This window comes from Mesorhizobium sp. P171375 (assembly GCF_057786075.1).
Genome location: NZ_JBYNWF010000001.1, coordinates 743,242 through 763,948, shown reverse-complemented (window position 1 = coordinate 763,948; position 20,707 = coordinate 743,242). Strand labels below are relative to the sequence as shown.

The window sequence follows — 20,707 nt, the reverse complement described above, 5'->3', positions numbered from 1 at the left end:
CCCAAGCGGCAGCCGATGCGTCTACGGCACGACCGGCGGCGCTGACCCTGCCCGCCGGTCGTGGACTTGGCTTTTCTGAATCTTATTCCCTAGTCGATGGATTACCCCCACCTGGGCGTCAGGTCAGCGCTTGCGGGAGAACCAGAAGGCATCGGCCATGCGCTTCATGCCGATGCGCTCGTAGAAGCCGACGGCATCGGGCATCGAGATCAGGCTGATGGCGACGGAAGGGCCGAGCTCGCGCCGCGCGGCGTCCATCAGGCCTTTGCCGATGCCAAGCCCTTGCGCCGATTGGGACACGGCAAGTTCGGAGATGTAGCAGACCCAGGAAAAGTCGGTGATGGCCCTGATAACGCCAATCAGTGGTCGGCCTTCGATGTCGAGGCGCGCGGTCAGCACCAGGTTCGCGCCGGAAAGCATCGCCTGCAGGCGGGCTTCGTCGTCGACAGGACGCGTTTCGCCGAGTGTGGATTCGACCAGCACGCGACGGAACTCAGCGACGTCGAGCTCCGGCTCGCTGGCATAGATTATCTTCGATTGTGTGGTCATGAGCGCAAGGTGCACCAGCAGCGGCCGGTTTTGAAGATGGTGCCGCGCCGATCCTTCGATCCGGGCACGCACAAACAGTTGCCTTTTATTTGCCTCCGGCTTTGTGTAAACGGTGCCTCAGCAATCTCCCGCAACGAAATACGGGCAAAAGCCATGGACAAATTCACCAAGCTCACCGGCGTCGCCGCTCCGATGCCGATCGTCAATGTCGACACCGACATGATCATCCCCAAGGATTATCTCAAGACGATCAAGCGCACCGGGCTCGGCAGCGGGCTGTTCGCCGAAATGCGCTACAAGGATGACGGTTCGGAAAACCCGGATTTCGTGCTCAACAAGCCGGCCTACCGCAAGGCGCAGATCCTGGTCGCCGGCGATAATTTCGGCTGCGGTTCGAGCCGTGAGCACGCGCCGTGGGCGCTGCTCGATTTCGGCATTCGCTGCGTCATCTCGACCTCGTTCGCCGACATTTTCTACAACAACTGCTTCAAGAACGGCATCTTGCCGATCACCGTCAGTCCGGAGGATCTGGAGAAGCTGATGGACGACGCTTCGCGGGGTTCCAATGCGACGGTCTCGGTCGACCTCGAAGCCAAGGAAATCCGTGGTCCGGACGGCGGCGTGGTCACGTTCGACCTCGACGATTTCAAGCGCCACTGCCTCCTGAACGGCCTCGACGATATCGGCCTGACCATGGAAAAGGCCGGCGCCATCGCCTCGTTCGAGAAGAAGAACGCCGCCGAGCGCCCCTGGGCCTGAGCAGTATGACTTAACCCGACCGTCAAAGGCCGGGTTCGTGGCGGCTGAACGGAGGGGACAGTCATGACACGTTCGCTTCTTGCTGGCGCCTGCGTGTTGGCGTGGATGCTGATGCCGGTGGCTGGCGCGCATGCACAGACCGACACGGTGCTGGTGCCGGCTGAAGATCCGTCCGGCGAGGCCGCCGACCCGGGCGCGTCGAGCAATACGGCCCTGGCCGGCGATGACAGCCAAGGGCCGATCCCGTTCGAGGGTGGGCAGCTGACCATCACCCAGCAGGAAGAGTATGGCGAGAAGGTGCTGGCCTATGACGGCAAGCAGCTGGCCAGCAACTACGACGTGTTCTTCGACAAGGTGGTCAAGGTCGGCGGCGTCAACGTGGCGCTGGTCAATGTCGGCGATGGCGGCAACCAGTGCGGCCCGGCCACGGTGATCGTCTGGAAGCCAGAGGGCGGCGAGATCCAGAGCCTTACTGTCGAGCAGGACGAATGCGGCGCGCCGCCGGCGGCGGTGGCCGATAATGCGATCTATTTCGTGCCCTATCTGTTGCCGGGCGCTGAGCAGCAGGCGCTGCAATGGTCGCCCAGCGAAGGGCTGACGATTTCAGGCGAGCTGACATATGCGCCCGAGCCCGGCACCGACTGGAAAGATGTCGATCCGTCCAAGTACCAGAACATCATCGACGCCTTCCACAACGAGGCCGTCTACAAGGCGGCGAAGACGCTGCTTGGCGACACCATGCCGGACATGGCGACCAGCCTGCTGGTCGGCGGCGGCACCGAAAAGACGGCGTCCGGCGCCTTCTATGCCAGCGGCTGCGTGCCGCACGATTGCGGCGGCAGCGATGGTTTCATGGCCGTCGATCCGGTCAAGCACACGCTCTACTTCGCCCGCCGCGGCGATGATGGTGAGCCGCAGGCGTGGCCGGACGTGAAGACCTGGCCGGCGGATATCAAGCAAGCGTTTGACAAGGCGCAGGGGAACTAGGGTTTTCACGGGGCGGGCCTTCTGGTCCGCCGCGATCCTTCGCGCCCCCCTCTGTCCTGCCGGACAGAGAGGGGCGCTGTCCCGCCAGCATAAGACCTTTTGCACCGCCACTCCATCTGAGTTGGCCCACGACCGGTCCAGCACTCCTCTGCTAGACGAGCGCTTACGATCACGGGGAATCCTCATGCGCAAACTCATCTCCACCGGTTCGCCCTTCGAGAAAACCGCCGGCTATTCGCGTGCGGTGGTGCAGGGCGACTGGTGTTTCGTGTCGGGAACCACCGGCTACGACTATGCGACGATGACCATGCCGGAGACGGTCGAGGCGCAGACGCGCAATTGTCTCGCCACCATCGCCAAGGCGCTTCGGGACGGCGGCTTCGAGATGGCCGATGTGGTGCGGGCGCATTATTACATCACCGACCAGGCCTTCGTGGATGTCGTCTTCCCGATCCTCGGCGAGGCATTCGGCGACATCCGCCCGGCGGCGACGATGATCGTGTGCCAGCTCAACAAGCCTGAGATGAAGATCGAGATCGAAGTCACGGCGCTGCGGCACACGACATGAGGAGGCCAAAGCCATGACGGTCCGGCGCATCGTCGCCAATATCGGGACGCAGGACGCGGCAGCGGCGAAACGCTTCTACCAGGACGTGCTTGGCCTCGATGTGCTGATGGATCAGGGCTGGATCGTCACCTACGGTTCCGACGAACGGATGCAGGTGCAGATCAGCTTCATGGCTCAAGGCGGCTCGGGCACGCCGGTGCCGGACCTCTCCATTGAGGTCGATGATGTCGAAGCGGCGCTCGACGCCATGAAGGCCGCCGGCTTTGCCATCGAATACGGCCCGGCCGACGAACCCTGGGGCGTGCGGCGCTTTTATGTGCGCGATCCGTTCGGCAGATTGGTCAATATTCTCTCGCATCGGTGATTGCGCTTCCAGGCTTGCATGCAGCCCGCTTGGCGTTTAGCAAGGCCGCGGTTTCTCCAAACAGTGTCGGGACGGTTCTGATGGCTTCGAAAAATCTTCTCCTGCTCGCCGGCGACGGCATCGGCCCCGAGGCGATGGCCGAGGTGAAGAAGCTGATTGCGGCCATGAACGCCAAGCTGGGCAGCGGTTTTATCACCGATGAAGGCCTGGTCGGCGGCTGCGCCTACGATGCGCATGGCGCGGCGATTTCCGATGCCGACATGGCAAAGGCGATGGCGGCGGATGCCGTGCTGTTCGGCGCCGTCGGCGGACCGAAATGGGACAAGGTGCCTTATGAGGTGCGTCCCGAGGCCGGGCTGCTACGGCTGCGCAAGGACATGGAGCTGTTCGCCAATCTGCGCCCGGCGATCTGCTATCCGGCGCTCGCCGCATCCTCCTCGCTCAAGCAGGAGGTGGTCGAAGGCCTCGACATCCTGATCGTGCGCGAGCTCACCGGCGGCGTCTATTTCGGCGAGCCCAAGCAGATCATCGATCTCGGCAACGGCCAGAAGCGCGGCATCGACACCCAGGTCTACGACACGTTCGAGATCGAGCGCATTTCGGGCGTCGCCTTCGAGCTGGCGCGCACCCGCAAGAACCACGTCACGTCGATGGAAAAGCGCAACGTGATGAAATCCGGCGTGCTGTGGAACGAGGTCGTCACCCAGACCCACAAGGCTAGATACGCCGACGTCAAGCTCGATCACATGCTGGCCGATGCCGGCGGCATGCAGCTGGTGCGCTGGCCAAAACAATTCGACGTCATCGTCACCGACAATCTGTTCGGCGACATGCTGTCCGACATCGCCGCCATGCTGACGGGCTCGATCGGCATGCTGCCGTCGGCCTCGCTCGGCGCGCCTGACGTGAAGACCAGGAAGCGCAAGGCGCTGTACGAGCCGGTGCATGGCTCGGCGCCCGATATTGCCGGCCAGGGCATCGCCAACCCGATCGCCATGATCGCATCCTTCGCCATGTGCCTGCGCTATTCCTTCGGCATGGTTGCCGAGGCCGACAAGCTCGAAGGCGCAATCGCCGCCGTGCTCGATGACGGCCTGCGCACCAAGGACATTTTGTCCGAGGGCATGACAGAGGTGGGCACGGTCGCGATGGGCGATGCCATCATCGCCATATTCCTTGGCTGATCCGGTGGCGGTCGACGTCCGCTGGGCGACGACCGACGATGCGGAAGCGCTTGCCACCGTGCTTTGCGAGATGGCGACGCACTACCGGCAGGCGCCGCTCGATCATCGCCGGACGGCTGCCACGGCACGAAAATGGCTCGGCGATGAAAGCCCAGCCTATCCGCATTTCGCATTGGCCTTCGCCGGCAGCAAGGTTGCGGGGCTGGCCTCGGTGGCGATCGCGCATCCCGGCATCGATCTCGAACGGCTGATGTTCCTCAAGGATCTGTTTGTGCGCGAGGATGCTCGCAACGCCGGCACCGGACGGGCGCTGCTCAGCTTTCTCGCCGGCCATTGCCTCAGGGAAGGAATCGGCCGCATAGACCTGACCACCGAAGACTGGAACGAGGGCGCGTTGCGTTTCTACGACCGGCTCGGCGCCGAACGGCACGGGCGGAAGGTGTTTCTCAGGCTGTCCGGTGATGCGCTAAGAAGAACTCTCTAAACCCTGACACCCTGCGGCACAGGCCCCCACTGGTTTTCGTGGCCCTGGGTCGGGATCAGTCCGAACACGATGATGGCCAGGGTGCCGAAGGTCGGCACGAGAATCAGCAGGACGAGCCAGCCGGTGAGGCCGATATCGTGCAGCCGGCGGACAATGAGGCCGAGCCAGGGCAGGAACGTCGCCAGCACAAACAGGCCCCAGACGCCGACCATCACGATCGGCCCGTTGCCGTCATTGAAATTGCCTATCGTCTGGTCGGCGAGGGCGCCGACCAGACCGACCAGGATGAAGCTGACGGTCCAGAACAGGCAGTAGGCCCAGAATTCCTTGCGGCAGGCGCGCTCGGCGAAGTTGATGTAGTTGCGCGTCACGCCCCGCCAGAAATAACCCGGCAGTCCGCTATCGTGGACCGCGCCGTCGTCAGCCAGGCGGCCGAAATGCTGCGGCGCGGCTGAAGCGGCGGCGGGTTTGGGCGGCGCGGCGCTTGCAGCGGGAGCTGCGGTGGCTTGTCCAGCGGCCTGGGCGCGGATCGAGAAAACGTCGCGCGCCTGGCCGCTCGCGGGCAGGAACTCGACCACGGCGCCCTTGGCAATCACCGTATCGCGGCGCAGATCTTCGCGCGCGAAGGTGTAGCGGTTGCCGTCCGCCCCGGTGATGAAACCGAACCCCTGGGCCTCGTCATAATGAAGAACTTCGCCCTGCATCCGCCTCACCCCCGTGTTGGCGTAGACTGTTCAAAGTTGCGGCGGACTGCAAGGGGGTGGACGAAATGGAGCGCGCCCTAGTCATCGCCGGAGTGCAGCGGTGTAGAATCGCGCACTCCTCCATTGAGTTCCTTCACACCCCCCCTCTGTCCTGCCGGACATCTCCCCGGGGGGAGATTAGATGCCGCGAATGCCTTCGCTAATCTCCAACGTTGAAGAGAGGGCGCTGAGGCAGGAGCTGCCGATCGCCCTCCTTGCGGGGAGATGGCCGGCAGGCCAGAGGGGGGGTGCTGTCCCTCCAGCGTTCCAAAAATCCTACTCCGGCCGCTTCTTCGGCTTCTTGTTCTTCGGCGGTCCGGCCTTGTCGAATTTTGGCTTCCCGGCCCAAGGCTTTGCATCGCCAGCCGGGCGTTCCCGCTTCTCGAATTTCGGCTTGTGCGCAGTTTGCGGCGCCTCGAACGGGCGCTTGCCGCGATGCGGCTTCTTGTCGGGCTTGGGCGTCTGGTAGCCGGCGCGCGACAGGTCGGGCGTGCCGTCCAGGCGCTTCACAACGATGTTGCCCTGCAGCTTTTTGTCAGGGCCGATGGCGGCGAGGAAGCGGTCGGCCCAATCGGCCGCAATCTGCACGAAGGTTTCTTCCTGCTGCATCTTGATGGCGCCGATTTCGCGCTTGGAGATGTTGCCGGTGCGGCACAGCATCGGGATCAGCCAGCGCGGCTCGGCGTTCTGCCGCCGTCCGATCGACAGCGAGAACCAGACGCTGTCCCCGAAATCGTCGCGACGGCTGGGCGCCTCATCCCGGCGTTCGAACTTTTCGCCCGCCGGTTTTTCACGCGATGGCGTGAACGGCGCTACGTCCATGAGATCCTCGGGCGCCGAGCGGCTGGCGCGGCACTGGCGCACGAAAGCGGCTGCCACCTGTTCGGCGCCGTGCTTGGCCAGAAGCGCCTCGATGAAGCCGCGCTCGTCATCGGCCACCGGCTCGTCGAAAGCCGGATCGGCAAGGATCCGCTCGTCGTCGCGCTTGATTACGTCGTCGGCCGAGGGCGGGCTCGCCCAAGTCGCCTTAAGCCCGGCATTCTGCAGCAGCCGCTCGGTGCGCTTGCGGGCGCCGTTGGGCACGATCAGCGCGCTGACGCCCTTGCGTCCGGCACGACCGGTGCGGCCGCTGCGGTGCAGCAGCGTTTCGGGATTGGTCGGCAAATCCGCGTGGATGACCAGTTCGAGATTGGGCAGGTCGATGCCGCGCGCGGCGACATCCGTTGCGATGCAGACCTTGGCGCGGCCGTCGCGCATCGCCTGCAGCGCATGGCTGCGCTCGTTCTGGCTGAGCTCACCCGACAGCGCCACGACGGAAAAATTGCGGTTGTTGAAGCGCGCGGTCAGATGGTTGACGGCGGCGCGGGTGTTGCAGAACACCAGCGCGTTCTTCGCCTCGTAGAAACGCAGCACATTGATGATGGCGTTCTCGCGGTCGGGGTAGGCGACATTCAGCGCCCGGTACTCGATGTCGAGATGCTGCTTTTCCTCGCCTCCGGCCGAGATGCGCACGGCATCGCGCTGATAGCCCTGCGCCAGCGTGGCGATCGAGCGCGGCACGGTGGCCGAAAACATCAGCGTGCGGCGCTGGGCAGGTGCTGCGTCGAGGATGAATTCGAGGTCTTCGCGAAAGCCGAGATCGAGCATCTCGTCGGCTTCGTCCAGCACCACGGCCTTCAGCGCCGACATGTCGAGCGAATTGCGGGTGATGTGGTCGCGCAGCCGGCCGGGCGTGCCGACGACGATATGGGCGCCGCGCTCCAGCACGCGGCGCTCGGAGCGCATGTCCATGCCGCCGACGCAGGAGGCGACGGTCGCGCCGGTCGGCGCATAGAGCCATTGCAGCTCGCGCGTGACTTGCAAGGCGAGCTCGCGGGTCGGCGCCACCGCCAATGCCAAAGGCACGCCAGCCGGGCCAAAGCGCTCGGCGCCTCCAAGCAGCGTCGGCGCCAATGCCAGGCCGAAAGCGACGGTCTTGCCGGAGCCGGTCTGAGCCGACACCAGAGCGTCGGCCTCGCCCAGCTCCAGCACCGCCTTCTGCACCGGCGTCAGCTCGACATAGCCACGTTTTTCCAGCGCCTCTGCCAGCGCAGGAACGATACCTTCGAAATTGGACATGTTACTCTTTCGGAATTTGGCCGCCTACGGGCGGCAACGCCGGCTCATGCACACGCCAGCCCAAGCATTTCTCGGGCGTTCCTACTTCCTGCGGTCGCCATTGTACAGAGCAGGCGGCATAGCGCCGGCGATTGGCGAAATCGTTGACTCGAGCGCCCCTCTCCCCGTCACTATACGGGGAGAGGATGCCGGCAGGCAGGTGAGGGGCAGCGCCAACGCTGATGGGTAAGCCGGGGAGCAAGGCTTCAGGCCCTTACTTCCGGATGAGCTAACCATCGAAGTCAGCGCCGCCCCTCATCCGCCCTTCGGGCACCTTCTCCCCGTAGAGTGACGGGGAAAAGGGACGGTCGCGCCAATTGACTCCTGACGCAAACCGCGTAAAAGCCGGCATCGAACGGGATCATTTTCGATGCGCGGCCTTCTGATGGCGCTTCTTGCATTCGACTTCCCCGGCCACGTCAGTGGGGCCGGGCGCGTTCGCGCGTCTTACCGTTCAACCAAAACCGCATTCTTGGCCGATAAAACTGGCAAAACCACCACCAAAACGGTGTGATTCCCTTGGCCTAACCACCCTCTCCCGGGTCCGGCCCGGGGGACGGAACCCGCATTGGCCGGCGGGTTTTCTCCAAAAACCAAGCGGAGAGGGACAGGAGATTTCGAATGAGTTTCAAGGTTGCAGTAGTCGGCGCCACGGGCAATGTGGGTCGCGAAATGCTCAACATACTGGAAGAGCGCGGCTTTCCGGTAAGCGAAGTTGTGGCGCTGGCCTCGCGGCGCAGCCAGGGTACCGAAGTGTCCTTCGGCGACCGTACGCTGAAGGTCAAGACGCTCGACCAGTATGATTTTTCCGACACCGACATCTGCATCATGTCGGCCGGCGGCACCGTCTCCAAGGAGTGGTCGCCGAAGATCGGCAAGCAGGGCTGCGTCGTCATCGATAATTCGTCGGCGTTCCGCTACGATCAGGACGTGCCGCTGATCGTGCCGGAAGTGAACCCGGACGCGATCTCGCTGTTTTCGCGCAAGAACATCATCGCCAACCCGAACTGCTCGACGGCGCAGCTGGTGGTGGCGCTGAAGCCGCTGCACGACTTCGCCACCATCAAGCGCGTCGTCGTCGCCACCTACCAGTCGGTGTCCGGCGCCGGCAAGGAAGGCATGGACGAGCTGTTCACGCAGACGCGCGCGGTCTTCGTCGCCGACCAGGTCGACGTCAAGAAGTTCACCAAGCGCATCGCCTTCAACGTCATTCCGCATATCGACGTCTTCCTCGATGACGGCTTCACCAAGGAAGAGTGGAAGATGGTTGCCGAGACCAAGAAGATGCTCGACCCCAAGATCAAGCTGACGGCGACCTGCGTGCGCGTGCCGGTGTTCATCGGCCATTCGGAAGCTGTCAACATCGAGTTTGAAAAGCCGATCACCGCCGACGAAGCGCGCGATATTCTGCGCGAAGCGCCGGGATGCCAGGTCTTGGACAAGCGCGAGGACGGCGGCTACATCACGCCGCTCGAATCGGCCGGCGAGGACGCTACCTTTATCTCGCGCATCCGTGAGGATTCGACCATCGACAACGGCCTGTCGATGTGGATCGTCGCTGACAATCTGCGCAAGGGTGCGGCGCTCAATGCGGTGCAGATCGCCGAACTGCTGGTCGAGCGCGGCCTGATCCAGCCGAAGAAGAAGGCGGCCTGACGGCGGTCTAGTTTTCGCTCACGGGCCGTATCGCCGCTGCCGCGGCGGGCCCTCCGCGGGGGCGCCGGAAAGCCGGCGGCCCGCAGTCGCGGGCTCGGCCTTCGGCCGTTAGCCTCCTTCTCCCCGTTCACGGGGGAGAAGGTCCAGGCAGGGGATGAGGGGCGGCACGGGCGTTTCAAGTAAGCCGGCTCTCCTCCGCCAAACTTTCCAGTATCACTATTGCCTCCTCCGCCCGTTCAGCGGGAACGAACAGATGGTCGTGATAAAAAGCCGAGACTGGGTTGACGCCCATGCCGGCAGCGGCCAGCCGGGTGGTGATGGCGGCGAGGAAGCCGACGGCTTCAAGCGAGGAGTGGATGTTCAGCGTGATCATCCGGCAGCGGAACGTCCCGGTGAGGCCGGCTGCCTTCGCCTGCTCCTCCGGCACGATCAGCGTCATGCCTTCCCGCTCGCAAAACTGCATGACCGGGTCGAGGTCTTCCGGCATCGGCGTGCCGGGCGCCAGCGCGGCAAAGACATGGACGCCGGCAAGAAGGTGCGGCATCATCGACGCCAGCAGTTTTTTCAGATCGGTCTCGCCGGCCATGGTGCCTCCTTGGGCGTTCCCAAGCTGCGGGAACTGTCCCGCTTCGTCCTTAGACCGGCCGGCATCGCGCCGGTAGTCCCCCACTTGGGCGACATGGCGATGTCGCTGGCGGCCGAGCTTGCCTTGCCGGTGCATTGCACACTAGACGGGCTCAGGACCGGCGCCGGTCCGTGAAAGGGGTTTCGATGATCGTTCGTCCGCGTCCGGGATTCCTGCATCTGTTCTTCATCATGCGCGGCTCCGTGGTGCCGCGCATCCTGCCGCAAATCTTCGGCTTTGCCGCCTATGGCGCGATGGTGGTGGTCATCGTCAGGGCCTTGAAGCTCGACTTCGGCAATGCCGGCACGGCACCCTTCGCATTGCTTGGCGTCGCGCTGTCGATCTATCTCGGCTTCCGCAACAACGCCGCCTATGACCGCTGGTGGGAAGCGCGCAAGCTATGGGGCCAACTGGTCTTCGACATCCGCAACCTCGCGCGCGCCTCGAGCGGCCTGATCGAGGACCGTAACGAACTGCGCGGCCTGCTGATGGAAGCGACCGCCTTCTGTCACTTCCTGCGTGGCTTGCTCAGGCGCGTCGACGCCACGGCGGAAGCCCGCACCTTCATCGGCGACGACGTTGAAGGCGCCGCCAAGGCCGCCAACGCGCCGGACGCCATGGTGCGGCGGATGGGCGGACGCATCGCGGCACTCCGCAAGGCCGGTGCCATCGATACGATCGGCTACCGCATCCTCGATGAGCGGCTGTCGGAAGTCGCCGCCGCGCAGGCCGGCTGCGAGCGCATCGCCGGGACGCCGCTGCCCTTTGCCTACACGCTGCTCCTGCAGCGGACCGCCTACATCTTCTGCCTGTTGTTGCCATTCGGGCTGGCGTCCGCCGCCGGTTGGGCGACGCCGCTGTTCACGGCGCTGATCGCCTACACTTTCTTCGGCCTCGACGCACTGTCGGAAGAGCTCGAGGATCCGTTCGGCACCCAGCCCAACGACCTTGCGCTGGACGGCCTCTGCCGCGTCTGCGAGATCTCGGTGTTCGAGGCGCTGGGCGAAACGCCGCCGAAGATGATCCCGGCCGAAAAGTTCTATTTCTCCTAGGCCTCGATACGGGTGACGCCGCCGCGCCCAAAAAGAATCCCTGTCCTGTAGGATCGCATGCCTCATGCAGCGTCCTTGGTTCGAAGCCAGCAAACGGCTCAAATCACCTAGGAGGGAGCAGCATGAGCATTTCTCAAACCACGCCCGTCTCGCCGGGCGCCTTGTGGACCGGCCGCGTGTTCAGCGGCCTCATCGTCCTGTTCATGATCTCCGATGGCGTCATCAAGCTGCCGCCGCTCGATGTCGTCACCCAGACCATGGTGCCGCTCGGCTGGCCGGCCGATGTCAGTGTCGCGCGTATGCTCGGCATCATCGGGCTAATCTCGACGGCGCTCTATGCGCTGCCGCGCACTTCGGTGCTCGGCGCCATTCTGCTCACCGGCTATCTCGGCGGCGCCATCGCCACCAATATGCGCGTCGGCAGCCCGTTGTTCTCGCACACGCTGTTCGGCGTCTATCTCGGCATCATCCTGTGGAGCGGCCTGTATCTGCGCGACCCACGCGTCCGTGCCCTGATCCCGTTCAGCCGCTAAGCACGAAGGAGAGAAAAAGATGCTCACCACCATCCTCATCATCCTGGTCGTTATCATCGCCGCCGTCCTCATCTATGCCGCGACACGGCCGAATGATTTCGTCACCGCCCGCACGGCCAGCATCAAGGCCGCGCCGGAAGCGATCTTTCCGCTGATCAACGATTTCAAGCGCTGGCCCGAATGGTCGCCCTATGAAAAGCTCGACCCGGAGATGAAGCGCACGCTGTCCGGCGGCGAAAGCGGCAAGGGCGCGGCCTATGCCTGGGAAGGCAATGCCAAGGCCGGCAAGGGGCGCATGGAAATCGTCAATTCCGTGCCATCCTCGCTGGTATCGCTGAAGCTCGACTTCGAAAAACCGTTCCGGGCCAACAACAGCGTCGACTTCACGCTGAAGCCGGCCGGTGACATCACCAGCGTCACCTGGGCGATGCGCGGCAGCCGGCCCTTCATTGCCAAGCTGATGGGCCTGTTCATGAATTTCGATACGCTGATCGGCAAGGATTTCGAGGCGGGCCTCGCCAATCTGAAGCGTGCCACGGAGAAATAGGACGAGCCGCACCGGCCGGAATGGGCCGGAACGCATCTTCCCTCCAATGGATCAATTCACGGTGTCATGCGTTGTCGAGCCAAGGCGCGTGGAGGCGCTTTCGGTTGGAGAGGAAACGACAATGAAGAAAATTCTTACCATTCTGGTCTTGGCAACGGCGCTCGGCGCCTGTTCGCAAACGGAAAAGGGCGCGGCTGTCGGCGGTCTGGGCGGAGCGGCCATAGGCGCTGCGGTCGCAAATGATCCCGTGGAAGGGGCCGTCGTTGGCGGCGCGGTTGGTGCCGTTGCAGGAGCACTGATCGGCCGGGCCAACGAACCGGACCGTTGCCGCTATCGGGACCGCTATGGGCGTGTCTATATCGCCCGCTGCCCGGATGGCTATTGAGCGGACGTCAACGAAAAACGGCGGGCCTAGGCCCGCCGTTTTCTTAAAGCGATGAAGCGAACGCTTACTCGGCGGTGGCGGCTTCCGCCTCGGCCGGGGCCGCGGCAGCGGCGGCAACGGCTGCTGCTGCGTCTTCCTGTGCCTTCTTCAGCAGAGCGGCGCGTTCCTGCGCCTTCTTGCCCGGCTCGGCCTTCTTCGGGTTGGAGCGGGCTTCGCGCTTGAGCAGGCCGGCCTCGTCGAGGAAGCGCAGAACGCGGTCGGTCGGCTGGGCGCCGTGCGACAGCCAATGCTTGACGCGGTCGGCGTCGACCTTGACGCGCTCGCCATCCTTCGGCAGCAGCGGGTTCCACGAGCCGATCGACTCGATGAACCGGCCGTCGCGCGGCGAACGGGCGTCGGCGATGACGACGTGGTAGTAAGGACGCTTCTTCGAGCCCGCACGGGCCAGTCTGATCTTCAGTGCCATTTCATTTCTCCTAAAAGCTCTGATTTCATTGATAGGGTGTGGCTTTTGTCTTGTGCAGGTCGTTATCCCAAAACCGCTGCGCACTTTTGGGCGACATGCACTTACTTAGCCGGCTTTGCTTGCGCCGTTGGACGCGGCGATCTGCTCATGATGGCGGATCACTTCGCGGACGACGAAGTTGAGGAATTTTTCCGCGAAATCGGGGTCGAGATGGGCATCCTTCGCCAGCTGGCGAAGGCGGGTGATCTGTTGCTGCTCGCGCGCCGGGTCGGCCGGCGGCAGGCCATGCTCGGCCTTCAGAACGCCGACCGCCTTGGTGCAGCGGAAGCGCTCGGCCAGCATGTGGATGAGGGCGGCATCGATGTTATCGATCGAAGCGCGATAGCCGGCCAGGATGATGCGGGCATCGGCCATGTCCTTTTCTTCGTTCATAGCGTCCTCACTTCTTCTTCCCAAGCCCGGGCAGTCCGCCGCCGCCAAGGCCGGGAAGCCCCGGAAGTTTCATGCCACCAGGCAGACCCGGCAGGCCACCGCCGCCAGGAAGGCCACTGGGCAGGCCCTTCATGCCGCCAAGGCCGGCGGCCTGCGCCTGCTTCTGCAAGGCTTCGAGCTGCTTGGGGTCCATCTTGGAGAGGTCCGGCATGCCGCCACCCATCATACCCCCGGGACCACCAGGCATCATGCCGCCCAGGCCCATCTTGGAGGCCAGGCCGCCCATCATGCCGCGCATCAGGCCGCCGCCTTTGCCCTTGCCGCCCATCGCCTTCATCATGTCGGCCATACCGCGATGCATCTTCAAGAGCTTGTTGATTTCGGCGGCGTCGGTGCCGGAACCGGCGGCAATGCGCTTCTTGCGCGAGTGTTTCAAAATATCGGGATTGGCGCGCTCGGCCTTGGTCATCGACGAGATGATGGCGAGTTGGCGGCCGAACATCTTGTCGTCGAGGCCGGCGGCGGCCATCTGGTCCTTCATCTTGCCCATGCCGGGCATCATGCCCATGATGCCGCCCATGCCGCCCATTTTCGACATTTGCTGAAGCTGGCCGGCAAGGTCGTTCAGATCGAACTTGCCCGACTGCATCTTCTTGGCCATCGCCGCCGCCTGCTCGGCGTCGATGTTTTCAGCAGCCTTTTCGACCAGCGAAACGATGTCGCCCATGCCGAGGATGCGGTCGGCGATGCGCTTGGGGTGGAATTCCTCCAGCCCATCCATCTTTTCGCCGGTGCCGATCAGCTTGATCGGCTTGCCGGTGACGGCGCGCATCGAAAGGGCTGCGCCGCCACGGCCGTCGCCGTCCATGCGGGTCAGCACCAGGCCGGTTATGCCGACGCGCTCGTCGAAGCTCTTAGCTAGGTTGACCGCGTCCTGGCCGGTCAGCGAATCTGCGACCAGCAGGATCTCGTGCGGGCTCGACACCTTCTTGATGTCGGCCATCTCGACCATCAGCGGCTCGTCAATGTGGGTACGGCCGGCGGTGTCGAGGATGACGACGTCATGGCCGCCGAGCTTGGCCGCCTGCACGGCGCGCCGTGCGATGTCGACCGGGTTCTGGCCTGATATGACCGGCAGCGTCGCCACCTTGACCTGCTCGCCGAGCTGGCGGAGCTGCTCCTGCGCGGCGGGACGCCGCGTGTCGAGCGAGGCCATCAGGACCTTCTTGTTCTGGCGCTCGGTCAGCCGCTTGGCGATCTTGGCCGAGGTGGTCGTCTTGCCGGAGCCCTGCAGACCGACCATCATGATGACGACGGGGGCCGGCGCATTGAGGTCGATGGCGACGCCTTCGGCGCCCAGCATGTCGACCAGCTCGTCATGGACGATCTTGACGACCATCTGTCCGGGCTTGATCGACTTGACGACCGCGGCGCCGACGGCCTTCTCGCGCACCTTGTCGGTGAAGGAACGCACCACTTCCAGCGCCACGTCCGCCTCGAGCAGTGCACGGCGCACCTCGCGCAGCGCTGCCGAGACATCGGCCTCCGACAGTGCGCCGCGGCCGGTCAGGCCGTTCAGGATGGAGCCAAGGCGCTCCTGAAGTGATTCAAACATTCTGTTTCCTTTTCTCAGGCACCCGGATGGTGCCCGAGAGGTAATGCGTTCGCGCCAAGTGTCCAAACAAAAGAGCTTGTCCAAACAAAAGCCCGGGCAAGCGCAAAGCCAAAAAGCACCCGGGGGCGCTCAGCGCTGCCGGGTGTTGGCCTCCAGGATCTGTTTACAGCACCCACCTCAAAGAGGTTTTGGCGTCCTGGTCGGCTTGCTCGGAGGGATACTCGTCGCGGAATTCGGGGGGTGTAGACAGGAAATCGGCCGAAGAGTCAAGACTTGGGCGGCCTGCCGGGTCTCTGCGCCGATCCTGGCTCAGTTCACCCTGGCTGCATCCCGAAGGTCTGTCGTGACCTTCAGCGGCGAGCGCGGGTGCAGGAGCAGCAGGATCGTCAGCAAGGTGCAGACGATGCCGATCGCGGCGATGATGACCGCATCGGTCGTCGTCCAGTCGGGGCCTTCCAGCGGCTTGGCGTTGAACAGGGCGAAGGAATTGTAGCTCTGCTGGTGCGAGATCAGCAGGAAACCGGTGAGATTGTTGCCGAGATGGGCGCCGAAGGCGGCGCCGAGATTGCCGGTGACATAGACCAGCAGCGTCAACAGCAGAGCGAAGGCGGCGATCGAGGCCAGCACGCAGGCGTTGATGGCGAGGCTCGAATCCGGGCTCCAATGCAAGGAGGTGAACAACAAGGCGGGCAGCAGTGCCCAGACGTACGGGCTCTCGAAGCGCCTGGCCAGGCCGCGCAGCAGATAGCCGCGAAACAGCATCTCCTCGGACGAAGTCTGCAGCAGCGCCAGCGCCACGATCGGGATCAGAAACAGCAGCCATGTCGACAGGCTGATCGCGCCGCGCGCGATCTCAGGCTGCAGGCAATAGAGCAGGACTTCGGAGAGCGCCGAGGTGATCAGCACCGCGATCAGGCCCTTGACGAAGCCGGGCCAGGAGACGCGACGGCTGGGGCCAAGAAGCGCGGTCAGCGGCTCGCCATGGACGAGACGCATGGCGAGCCACAGGCCGAGCCAGATACCGGCAAACGAGGTGAGCGCTGTGAGTATCCCGATGGGCGAGGCCAGAAAGCCCTGTAGCGGCCCGCGCGGATCGCCCGGCAATACATGCCAGATGATAGCGAGATAGGTGCCGCCAAGCACCACCACCAAAGTGATCGCCACCCAGAACAGGACGACGATGGCCGTTCCGATTGTCAGGCGCGGCAGGTTGGTCTTTTCGGTAGCCGTGTTGCGATAGCGCTCGAAGGCGGTTGGATCTGATATCACGCGAATTCCTCTGCCGAACGCTCGGGTCGCATGATCTAGGGGATCGGCGTCTTGCGCGCAATTGCTCCCGCATTCCTGCCGGCAGGACGACATACGAAACATTTATGGGATCGGCGAAAGCCGCTATTGCCGACGCGATCTGCCGTTCGCAAGCCGCCTCACCTGAAATATCCGCGCATCCGGGGTCAGCGTTTGCACGTCACCGGCGTCTTCCCACCCTTCATCACCAGCGCCTCGCGTCCGTCGATCACGATTGCGTCATGGGCCGCGCCATACCGGCTGTTCTGGTTGGCGGGGGAGGCCGGCAGATCCTCGGCAGTGCCGTCGGGGCTGAGCACGTGCAGCGATGTGCCGAGATTCTCGATGGTGATTCTGCCGCCACCGGCGCAATTGTAGGTAGCGGTGCGCGGTTGCGGGGCGGCCGTTTCGACAGCGATGGGGGCAGCGGTCACAGGTGCGCCGGGGGCCATCGAGACGGCGGGAGCGGCAGCGCTTGCGGCCTTCGGCGCGTTGTTTTGCGGCACGCAGGCAGCTGTGCTCAGCAAGGCAACAAGCGCGAGCGTTATCCGACAGGCCCGGCGTAACGCCATATGATTGTCCTCCGCGCGGGAAACTAGCCGCGATGCTGCGCCAGGATCAAGCTCACCGGGCGTCGTTCCAATTTCCGGTCGATGGTGCGGTCAAGCATGGCCGAAAGATGGCCGGCGGGTTTTCCAACCCGTCGGATATTAACCATGTTTGACGAGAGATCGCCGTTGGATGCACCTGCCCTCTTAACAAAGGTTAATAAAAGGTTAATTTCCGATTCGAACGGGTCCAGAGCAGAGAGGACACCATGCTTTCGAATTCAGGAAGAACGCGCCTTGCGGCGCTTGTGCTGGCCGTGACCGCTGTCGGTTTCGCTGCCCCGGCAATGGCCTGGTCGCGCCATCATGACCGCGTCTATGCCGATTCCTTCGGCAATCTCGTCATCGACAGCGCCGCCGGCTACAAGCGCATCATCGTCGGCGAGGGCAGACTGGCCAAGAAATTGTCCGACTACACCGGTGCCGGGCAGCCGGAAGCAGAACCGGAAGTCCTTTATGAAGATGAGGCAGATCACATCTCCAGACGTGGCTGCTATCAGCCGCCGGTGTTCGTGAAGGGCCGCTCCTATATGTACGGCCTCTCCGACGGCGAGATGCCCAACCTCAGCCCTTGCCGCTAGACCAATCGGTATGGTCGGCCTTTGTGGCCGGCTGTCGTACGATGGTTAGCCCGTGAAACGGCGAGGCGTTCTAGCTGGCGCTGCCGGAATCCGGGATAAACACCGTTTCGGCCCGCTCATAGGACAGCCGCACGCTGTCGCGGCCGTTCTTCTTGGCCTTGTAGAGCGCCTCGTCGGCACGCCGCATCAGCGGCTCCAGCCCTTCGTCGCCGGTGCGCGCCGCGACGCCGAAGCTCGCGGTCACTCTTGTGCCCGGCGGCAACCCGTCGACGCTGCCGGCCGAATAGTGCGTGCGCACGGCCTCGGCAAACAGCCGCGCCGTGGCGAGGTCGCTCAGCGACAAAAGCACGGCGAACTCCTCGCCGCCGATGCGCCCGGCAACGGCGCGCGCGCCGGCGGCGGCACGAAGCTTGGCCGCGAAGTCGGCGATCACCTGGTCGCCCGCGGCGTGTCCGTACCTGTCGTTGAGCGCCTTGAAGTGATCGAGATCGGCCAGCACCAGTGCGACCGGCACCTTGGCGGCGGCGCAGTGTTGCAGCACCAGCAAAGCGCGCTCCTCAAACCCCCTGCGATTGAGCAGGCCGGACAGCGGGTCGGTATGCGTCTCGGTCTTCAGCGCCTTCATCACGTCGAGTGCTGCGGCCGAGAACAGGCAGAGCGCGATCAGCAACGACAGCAGCGCGTGCGTCAGCAGTGCCGTCGTCCAGTAGGACGAGCCATAAAACCCGTCATAGCTGGTGAAGGGCCCGTGCGAGATGACGACGAGCAGAGTCCGGCCGATGAAGTTCAACCCCGACAGCAGCGACAGCACGAACAGGATCTTTTCGGTCGGGCCATTGTCTCGCACGGCGCGCAGCTCGGCGGCGACCAGCAGACTAAGTCCGCCAAAACCGAAATTGATGGACAGGATGCGCCAGGTGAGGTCCGGCTCCACGAACAAGAACCAGCAAAACGCAGCCAGCCCGCCACCCGCCAGAATGCCGATCGCGACGTAGGGCACGCGCCTGCCGTAGCGCGCGATGATCGCGCCGACGAGGCAGCACGCGGCGAAGGTGAAGCAGAGGTTGGAGGCGAGCTTGGTCAGCACCATGCCGACGGGCAAGGTAAAATACTGCAGCAGGAAGCCGGGCGCGGATACGCAATAGCTTACGCCGAGCACCGCCAGATAGGGCCGGTGGCGCTGGTAGAGCCATAGCACGAGAAACGCCGCGCCGAGCGCCAGCGCGATCGTCGGATTGAGCAGCGCTATGAACAGACCGGTGTCCAAAGGACGGTGACTTCCCCGCGTGACGTCGGGGAAGACCATAGAGCGCAAGCCCCAACAAGCGGTTAAGCCAGAGCGAATATGCGGGCAGAGCGGATGAAAAAAGGTCCCGGAACCGCGATGCGGTCCGGGACCTGATATGGATTATGAGCTGCGCGCCGGAAACTATTTCCAGTCGCGGATGTCGACGAAATGCCCGGCGATCGCCGCCGCTGCCGCCATCGCCGGCGACACCAGATGGGTACGGCCCTTGAAGCCCTGCCGTCCTTCGAAGTTGCGGTTCGATGTCGAGGCGCAGCGCTCATGCGGCTTCAGCCGGTCGTCGTTCATGGCGAGACACATCGAGCAGCCCGGCTCGCGCCAGTCGAAGCCGGCGGCGATGAAGATCTTGTCGAGACCTTCGGCCTCCGCCTGTTCCTTGACCAGGCCGGAGCCCGGCACGATCATCGCGTCGACATGCGCACTCACGGTCTTGCCTTCGACCACCTTGGCCACGGCGCGCAAATCCTCGATGCGGCCATTGGTGCAGGAGCCGATGAAAACGCGGTCGAGCGTGATGTCGGTGATCTTGGTTCCAGGCGTCAGCCCCATATAGTCGAGCGCGCGGATCTTTGAGCTGCGCTTGTTCTCGTCCGTGATCTCTTCCGGATTGGGAACGACGCCCTGCACCGAAACCACATCCTCGGGCGACGAGCCCCAGGAAACGATCGGCGGCAGTTTGGCCGCGTCGAGCACGATCACCTTGTCGAAATGCGCACCCTCGTCGGACTGCAGTGTCTTCCAGTATTCGAGAGCGGCATCCCAGGCAGCGCCTTTCGGGGCACGCGGCTTGTCCTTGACATAGGCAAAGGTGGTTTCGTCGGCCGCGATCAGGCCGGCGCGCGCGCCGCCCTCGATCGACATGTTGCAGATCGTCATGCGGCCTTCCATCGACAGCGCGCGGATCGCCTCGCCGGCATATTCGATGACATAGCCGGTGCCGCCGGCGGTGCCGATCTCGCCGATGATGGCAAGGATGATGTCCTTGGCGGTGACGCCTTCCGGCAGCTGGCCGTCGACACGCACCAGCATGTTCTTGGCCTTGCGCTGGATCAGCGTTTGCGTCGCCAGCACATGCTCGACCTCTGACGTGCCGATGCCATGCGCCAGCGCGCCGAAGGCGCCGTGGGTCGAGGTATGGCTGTCACCGCAGACGATGGTCATGCCGGGCAGCGTAAAGCCCTGCTCCGGTCCGATGATGTGGACGATGCCCTGGCGGATATCGTTTTCGGAATAATACTCGACGCCGAAATCCTTGGCGTTCTTGGCCAAGGCCTCGACCTGGATGCGGCTTTCCTCGTTCTTGATGCCGAACTTGCGCTCGGGCGAGGTCGAGACATTGTGGTCGACCACGGCCAGCGTCTTTTCCGGATGCCGAACCTTGCGGCCGCTCATACGCAAGCCTTCGAAGGCCTGCGGGCTGGTCACCTCATGGACGAGGTGGCGGTCGATGTAGAGCAGGCAGGTGCCGTCGTCCTGGCGATCGACGACATGGTCGTCGAATATCTTGTCGTAGAGGGTGCGCGGTGCGCTCATGTGCGTAAATCCGTCGATTTGAAATAGGGGAAGGGCAGACGCGCCGGAGGCCTTCGGCCCGGCGAAAGCGGCCTAGCTAAGTCGGCTGGTGAGCGCGCCCGAAACGCGCGCAGAAAAGCGCGACGGCAGGCGTTTTCTGTCCTGCAGCACGAAACCCTTGAAGGCCGGATCGCCAAAAAGCTCTTCCATGGCGTGGCTCATACCAATGTTTTGGCTTTTCGGCAATTGCGGAGAGCGGCGGCTTCACCTTCCCCCCTTGTGGGGGAAGGTGGATCGGCGCGCAGCG

At 63.9% G+C, this 20,707-nt stretch carries 23 protein-coding genes; 12 read left to right on the top strand and 11 right to left on the bottom strand.

All coding sequences use genetic code 11. The features are described 5' to 3' along the window. Nucleotides 1-123: 123 nt before the first annotated feature. On the bottom strand, nt 124-549 hold the full coding sequence (locus ACYHH6_RS03805; RefSeq protein WP_352586411.1) for a GNAT family N-acetyltransferase: 426 nt from the start codon (nt 547-549) through the stop codon (nt 124-126). A 153-nt stretch (nt 550-702) separates the two neighbouring features. On the opposite strand from ACYHH6_RS03805, the gene leuD reads away from it, so the two are divergent. The 6 genes from leuD (at nt 703) to ACYHH6_RS03775 (ending at nt 4,895) form a co-directional block, all read left to right on the top strand. Next, on the top strand, nt 703-1,308 hold the full coding sequence (leuD, locus tag ACYHH6_RS03800) for a 3-isopropylmalate dehydratase small subunit (RefSeq protein ID WP_352586412.1): 606 nt from the start codon (nt 703-705) through the stop codon (nt 1,306-1,308). 63 nt (nt 1,309-1,371) lie between these two features. Then, nucleotides 1,372-2,295, top strand: a complete 924-nt coding sequence (locus ACYHH6_RS03795) for an Ivy family c-type lysozyme inhibitor (RefSeq protein WP_352586413.1) — start codon at nt 1,372-1,374, stop codon at nt 2,293-2,295. 184 nt (nt 2,296-2,479) lie between these two features. Further along, entirely contained in the window at nt 2,480-2,863 is a 384-nt protein-coding gene (locus ACYHH6_RS03790) for a RidA family protein (protein ID WP_352586414.1), read from the top strand. Nucleotides 2,864-2,876: 13 nt separating this feature from the next. Then, on the top strand, nt 2,877-3,227 hold the full coding sequence (locus ACYHH6_RS03785; RefSeq protein WP_352586415.1) for a VOC family protein: 351 nt from the start codon (nt 2,877-2,879) through the stop codon (nt 3,225-3,227). A gap of 80 nt (nt 3,228-3,307) precedes the next feature. Continuing rightward, nucleotides 3,308-4,411, top strand: a complete 1,104-nt coding sequence (leuB, locus tag ACYHH6_RS03780) for a 3-isopropylmalate dehydrogenase (protein WP_352586416.1) — start codon at nt 3,308-3,310, stop codon at nt 4,409-4,411. Continuing rightward, on the top strand, nt 4,383-4,895 hold the full coding sequence (locus ACYHH6_RS03775; RefSeq protein ID WP_352586417.1) for a GNAT family N-acetyltransferase: 513 nt from the start codon (nt 4,383-4,385) through the stop codon (nt 4,893-4,895). The genes leuB and ACYHH6_RS03775 overlap by 29 nt, the downstream gene beginning before the upstream one ends. On the opposite strand, the gene ACYHH6_RS03770 is transcribed toward ACYHH6_RS03775, so the two are convergent. Both ACYHH6_RS03770 and ACYHH6_RS03765 read right to left on the bottom strand, forming a co-directional pair. After that, entirely contained in the window at nt 4,892-5,599 is a 708-nt protein-coding gene (locus ACYHH6_RS03770; RefSeq protein WP_352586418.1) for a DUF805 domain-containing protein, read from the bottom strand. The genes ACYHH6_RS03775 and ACYHH6_RS03770 overlap by 4 nt on opposite strands. 315 nt (nt 5,600-5,914) lie before the next feature. Continuing rightward, on the bottom strand, nt 5,915-7,756 hold the full coding sequence (locus ACYHH6_RS03765) for a DEAD/DEAH box helicase (RefSeq protein ID WP_352586419.1): 1,842 nt from the start codon (nt 7,754-7,756) through the stop codon (nt 5,915-5,917). A gap of 660 nt (nt 7,757-8,416) precedes the next feature. Here ACYHH6_RS03765 and ACYHH6_RS03760 point away from each other — a divergent pair. Then, nucleotides 8,417-9,451: an aspartate-semialdehyde dehydrogenase gene (locus tag ACYHH6_RS03760; protein WP_352586420.1), complete on the top strand. Its 1,035-nt coding sequence runs from the start codon at nt 8,417-8,419 to the stop codon at nt 9,449-9,451. 175 nt (nt 9,452-9,626) lie between these two features. Here ACYHH6_RS03760 and ACYHH6_RS03755 read toward each other — a convergent pair whose 3' ends face one another. Next, complete coding sequence (locus ACYHH6_RS03755; protein ID WP_352586421.1) at nt 9,627-10,037, bottom strand: ACT domain-containing protein; 411 nt, start codon at nt 10,035-10,037, stop codon at nt 9,627-9,629. Nucleotides 10,038-10,222: 185 nt separating this feature from the next. On the opposite strand from ACYHH6_RS03755, the gene ACYHH6_RS03750 reads away from it, so the two are divergent. From ACYHH6_RS03750 to ACYHH6_RS03735, 4 genes are all read left to right on the top strand, one after another. Continuing rightward, nucleotides 10,223-11,128, top strand: a complete 906-nt coding sequence (locus tag ACYHH6_RS03750) for a bestrophin family protein (RefSeq protein WP_352586422.1) — start codon at nt 10,223-10,225, stop codon at nt 11,126-11,128. 122 nt (nt 11,129-11,250) lie between these two features. After that, the gene (locus ACYHH6_RS03745) at nt 11,251-11,661 is read left to right on the top strand and encodes a DoxX family protein (protein WP_352586423.1); all 411 of its coding nucleotides are present in this window, start codon (nt 11,251-11,253) and stop codon (nt 11,659-11,661) included. Nucleotides 11,662-11,680: 19 nt separating this feature from the next. Continuing rightward, nucleotides 11,681-12,208, top strand: a complete 528-nt coding sequence (locus ACYHH6_RS03740; protein WP_352586424.1) for an SRPBCC family protein — start codon at nt 11,681-11,683, stop codon at nt 12,206-12,208. A gap of 121 nt (nt 12,209-12,329) precedes the next feature. Further along, nucleotides 12,330-12,593: a YMGG-like glycine zipper-containing protein gene (locus tag ACYHH6_RS03735; RefSeq protein WP_352586425.1), complete on the top strand. Its 264-nt coding sequence runs from the start codon at nt 12,330-12,332 to the stop codon at nt 12,591-12,593. 64 nt (nt 12,594-12,657) lie between these two features. On the opposite strand, the gene rpsP is transcribed toward ACYHH6_RS03735, so the two are convergent. From rpsP to ACYHH6_RS03710, 5 genes are all read right to left on the bottom strand, one after another. Continuing rightward, the gene (rpsP, locus tag ACYHH6_RS03730; protein WP_112560130.1) at nt 12,658-13,059 is read right to left on the bottom strand and encodes a 30S ribosomal protein S16; all 402 of its coding nucleotides are present in this window, start codon (nt 13,057-13,059) and stop codon (nt 12,658-12,660) included. A 105-nt stretch (nt 13,060-13,164) separates the two neighbouring features. After that, entirely contained in the window at nt 13,165-13,491 is a 327-nt protein-coding gene (locus ACYHH6_RS03725; protein WP_112560129.1) for a chorismate mutase, read from the bottom strand. A gap of 7 nt (nt 13,492-13,498) precedes the next feature. Further along, nucleotides 13,499-15,106 carry a signal recognition particle protein gene (gene ffh, locus ACYHH6_RS03720; RefSeq protein WP_112560128.1) on the bottom strand — a complete coding sequence of 536 codons (1,608 nt, stop codon included), beginning with the start codon at nt 15,104-15,106 and terminating at the stop codon, nt 13,499-13,501. Between the two features lie 309 nt (nt 15,107-15,415). Further along, the gene (locus ACYHH6_RS03715) at nt 15,416-16,375 is read right to left on the bottom strand and encodes a CPBP family intramembrane glutamic endopeptidase (RefSeq protein WP_352586426.1); all 960 of its coding nucleotides are present in this window, start codon (nt 16,373-16,375) and stop codon (nt 15,416-15,418) included. 185 nt (nt 16,376-16,560) lie between these two features. Next, nucleotides 16,561-16,965: a hypothetical protein gene (locus ACYHH6_RS03710; RefSeq protein ID WP_352586427.1), complete on the bottom strand. Its 405-nt coding sequence runs from the start codon at nt 16,963-16,965 to the stop codon at nt 16,561-16,563. Nucleotides 16,966-17,210: 245 nt separating this feature from the next. On the opposite strand from ACYHH6_RS03710, the gene ACYHH6_RS03705 reads away from it, so the two are divergent. Then, nucleotides 17,211-17,582: a hypothetical protein gene (locus tag ACYHH6_RS03705; protein ID WP_352586428.1), complete on the top strand. Its 372-nt coding sequence runs from the start codon at nt 17,211-17,213 to the stop codon at nt 17,580-17,582. A gap of 70 nt (nt 17,583-17,652) precedes the next feature. Here ACYHH6_RS03705 and ACYHH6_RS03700 read toward each other — a convergent pair whose 3' ends face one another. Together ACYHH6_RS03700 and leuC are read right to left on the bottom strand one after the other, a co-directional pair. Further along, nucleotides 17,653-18,849, bottom strand: coding sequence for a GGDEF domain-containing protein (locus ACYHH6_RS03700; RefSeq protein ID WP_352586429.1), 1,197 nt, complete (start codon nt 18,847-18,849; stop codon nt 17,653-17,655). Between the two features lie 162 nt (nt 18,850-19,011). Beyond that, on the bottom strand, nt 19,012-20,421 hold the full coding sequence (gene leuC, locus ACYHH6_RS03695) for a 3-isopropylmalate dehydratase large subunit (protein WP_112560122.1): 1,410 nt from the start codon (nt 20,419-20,421) through the stop codon (nt 19,012-19,014). Between the last annotated feature and the right edge of the window lie 286 nt (nt 20,422-20,707).

Excerpts from the sequence above, each read along its gene's own strand:
- ACYHH6_RS03795 (WP_352586413.1), top strand. The coding sequence starts at position 1,372 with ATGACACGTTCGCTTCTTGCTGGCGCCTGCGTGTTGGCGTGGATGCTG.
- ACYHH6_RS03755 (WP_352586421.1), bottom strand. The coding sequence starts at position 10,037 with ATGGCCGGCGAGACCGATCTGAAAAAACTGCTGGCGTCGATGATGCCG.
- ACYHH6_RS03770 (WP_352586418.1), bottom strand. The coding sequence starts at position 5,599 with ATGCAGGGCGAAGTTCTTCATTATGACGAGGCCCAGGGGTTCGGTTTC.
- ACYHH6_RS03750 (WP_352586422.1), top strand. The coding sequence starts at position 10,223 with ATGATCGTTCGTCCGCGTCCGGGATTCCTGCATCTGTTCTTCATCATG.
- ACYHH6_RS03765 (WP_352586419.1), bottom strand. The coding sequence starts at position 7,756 with ATGTCCAATTTCGAAGGTATCGTTCCTGCGCTGGCAGAGGCGCTGGAA.
- ACYHH6_RS03790 (WP_352586414.1), top strand. The coding sequence starts at position 2,480 with ATGCGCAAACTCATCTCCACCGGTTCGCCCTTCGAGAAAACCGCCGGC.
- ACYHH6_RS03745 (WP_352586423.1), top strand. The coding sequence starts at position 11,251 with ATGAGCATTTCTCAAACCACGCCCGTCTCGCCGGGCGCCTTGTGGACC.
- ACYHH6_RS03725 (WP_112560129.1), bottom strand. The coding sequence starts at position 13,491 with ATGAACGAAGAAAAGGACATGGCCGATGCCCGCATCATCCTGGCCGGC.
- ACYHH6_RS03775 (WP_352586417.1), top strand. The coding sequence starts at position 4,383 with ATGCCATCATCGCCATATTCCTTGGCTGATCCGGTGGCGGTCGACGTC.
- ACYHH6_RS03735 (WP_352586425.1), top strand. The coding sequence starts at position 12,330 with ATGAAGAAAATTCTTACCATTCTGGTCTTGGCAACGGCGCTCGGCGCC.
- ACYHH6_RS03805 (WP_352586411.1), bottom strand. The coding sequence starts at position 549 with ATGACCACACAATCGAAGATAATCTATGCCAGCGAGCCGGAGCTCGAC.
- ACYHH6_RS03785 (WP_352586415.1), top strand. The coding sequence starts at position 2,877 with ATGACGGTCCGGCGCATCGTCGCCAATATCGGGACGCAGGACGCGGCA.
- rpsP (WP_112560130.1), bottom strand. The coding sequence starts at position 13,059 with ATGGCACTGAAGATCAGACTGGCCCGTGCGGGCTCGAAGAAGCGTCCT.
- ACYHH6_RS03760 (WP_352586420.1), top strand. The coding sequence starts at position 8,417 with ATGAGTTTCAAGGTTGCAGTAGTCGGCGCCACGGGCAATGTGGGTCGC.
- ACYHH6_RS03710 (WP_352586427.1), bottom strand. The coding sequence starts at position 16,965 with ATGGCGTTACGCCGGGCCTGTCGGATAACGCTCGCGCTTGTTGCCTTG.
- ffh (WP_112560128.1), bottom strand. The coding sequence starts at position 15,106 with ATGTTTGAATCACTTCAGGAGCGCCTTGGCTCCATCCTGAACGGCCTG.
- leuD (WP_352586412.1), top strand. The coding sequence starts at position 703 with ATGGACAAATTCACCAAGCTCACCGGCGTCGCCGCTCCGATGCCGATC.
- ACYHH6_RS03740 (WP_352586424.1), top strand. The coding sequence starts at position 11,681 with ATGCTCACCACCATCCTCATCATCCTGGTCGTTATCATCGCCGCCGTC.
- leuC (WP_112560122.1), bottom strand. The coding sequence starts at position 20,421 with ATGAGCGCACCGCGCACCCTCTACGACAAGATATTCGACGACCATGTC.
- ACYHH6_RS03705 (WP_352586428.1), top strand. The coding sequence starts at position 17,211 with ATGCTTTCGAATTCAGGAAGAACGCGCCTTGCGGCGCTTGTGCTGGCC.
- leuB (WP_352586416.1), top strand. The coding sequence starts at position 3,308 with ATGGCTTCGAAAAATCTTCTCCTGCTCGCCGGCGACGGCATCGGCCCC.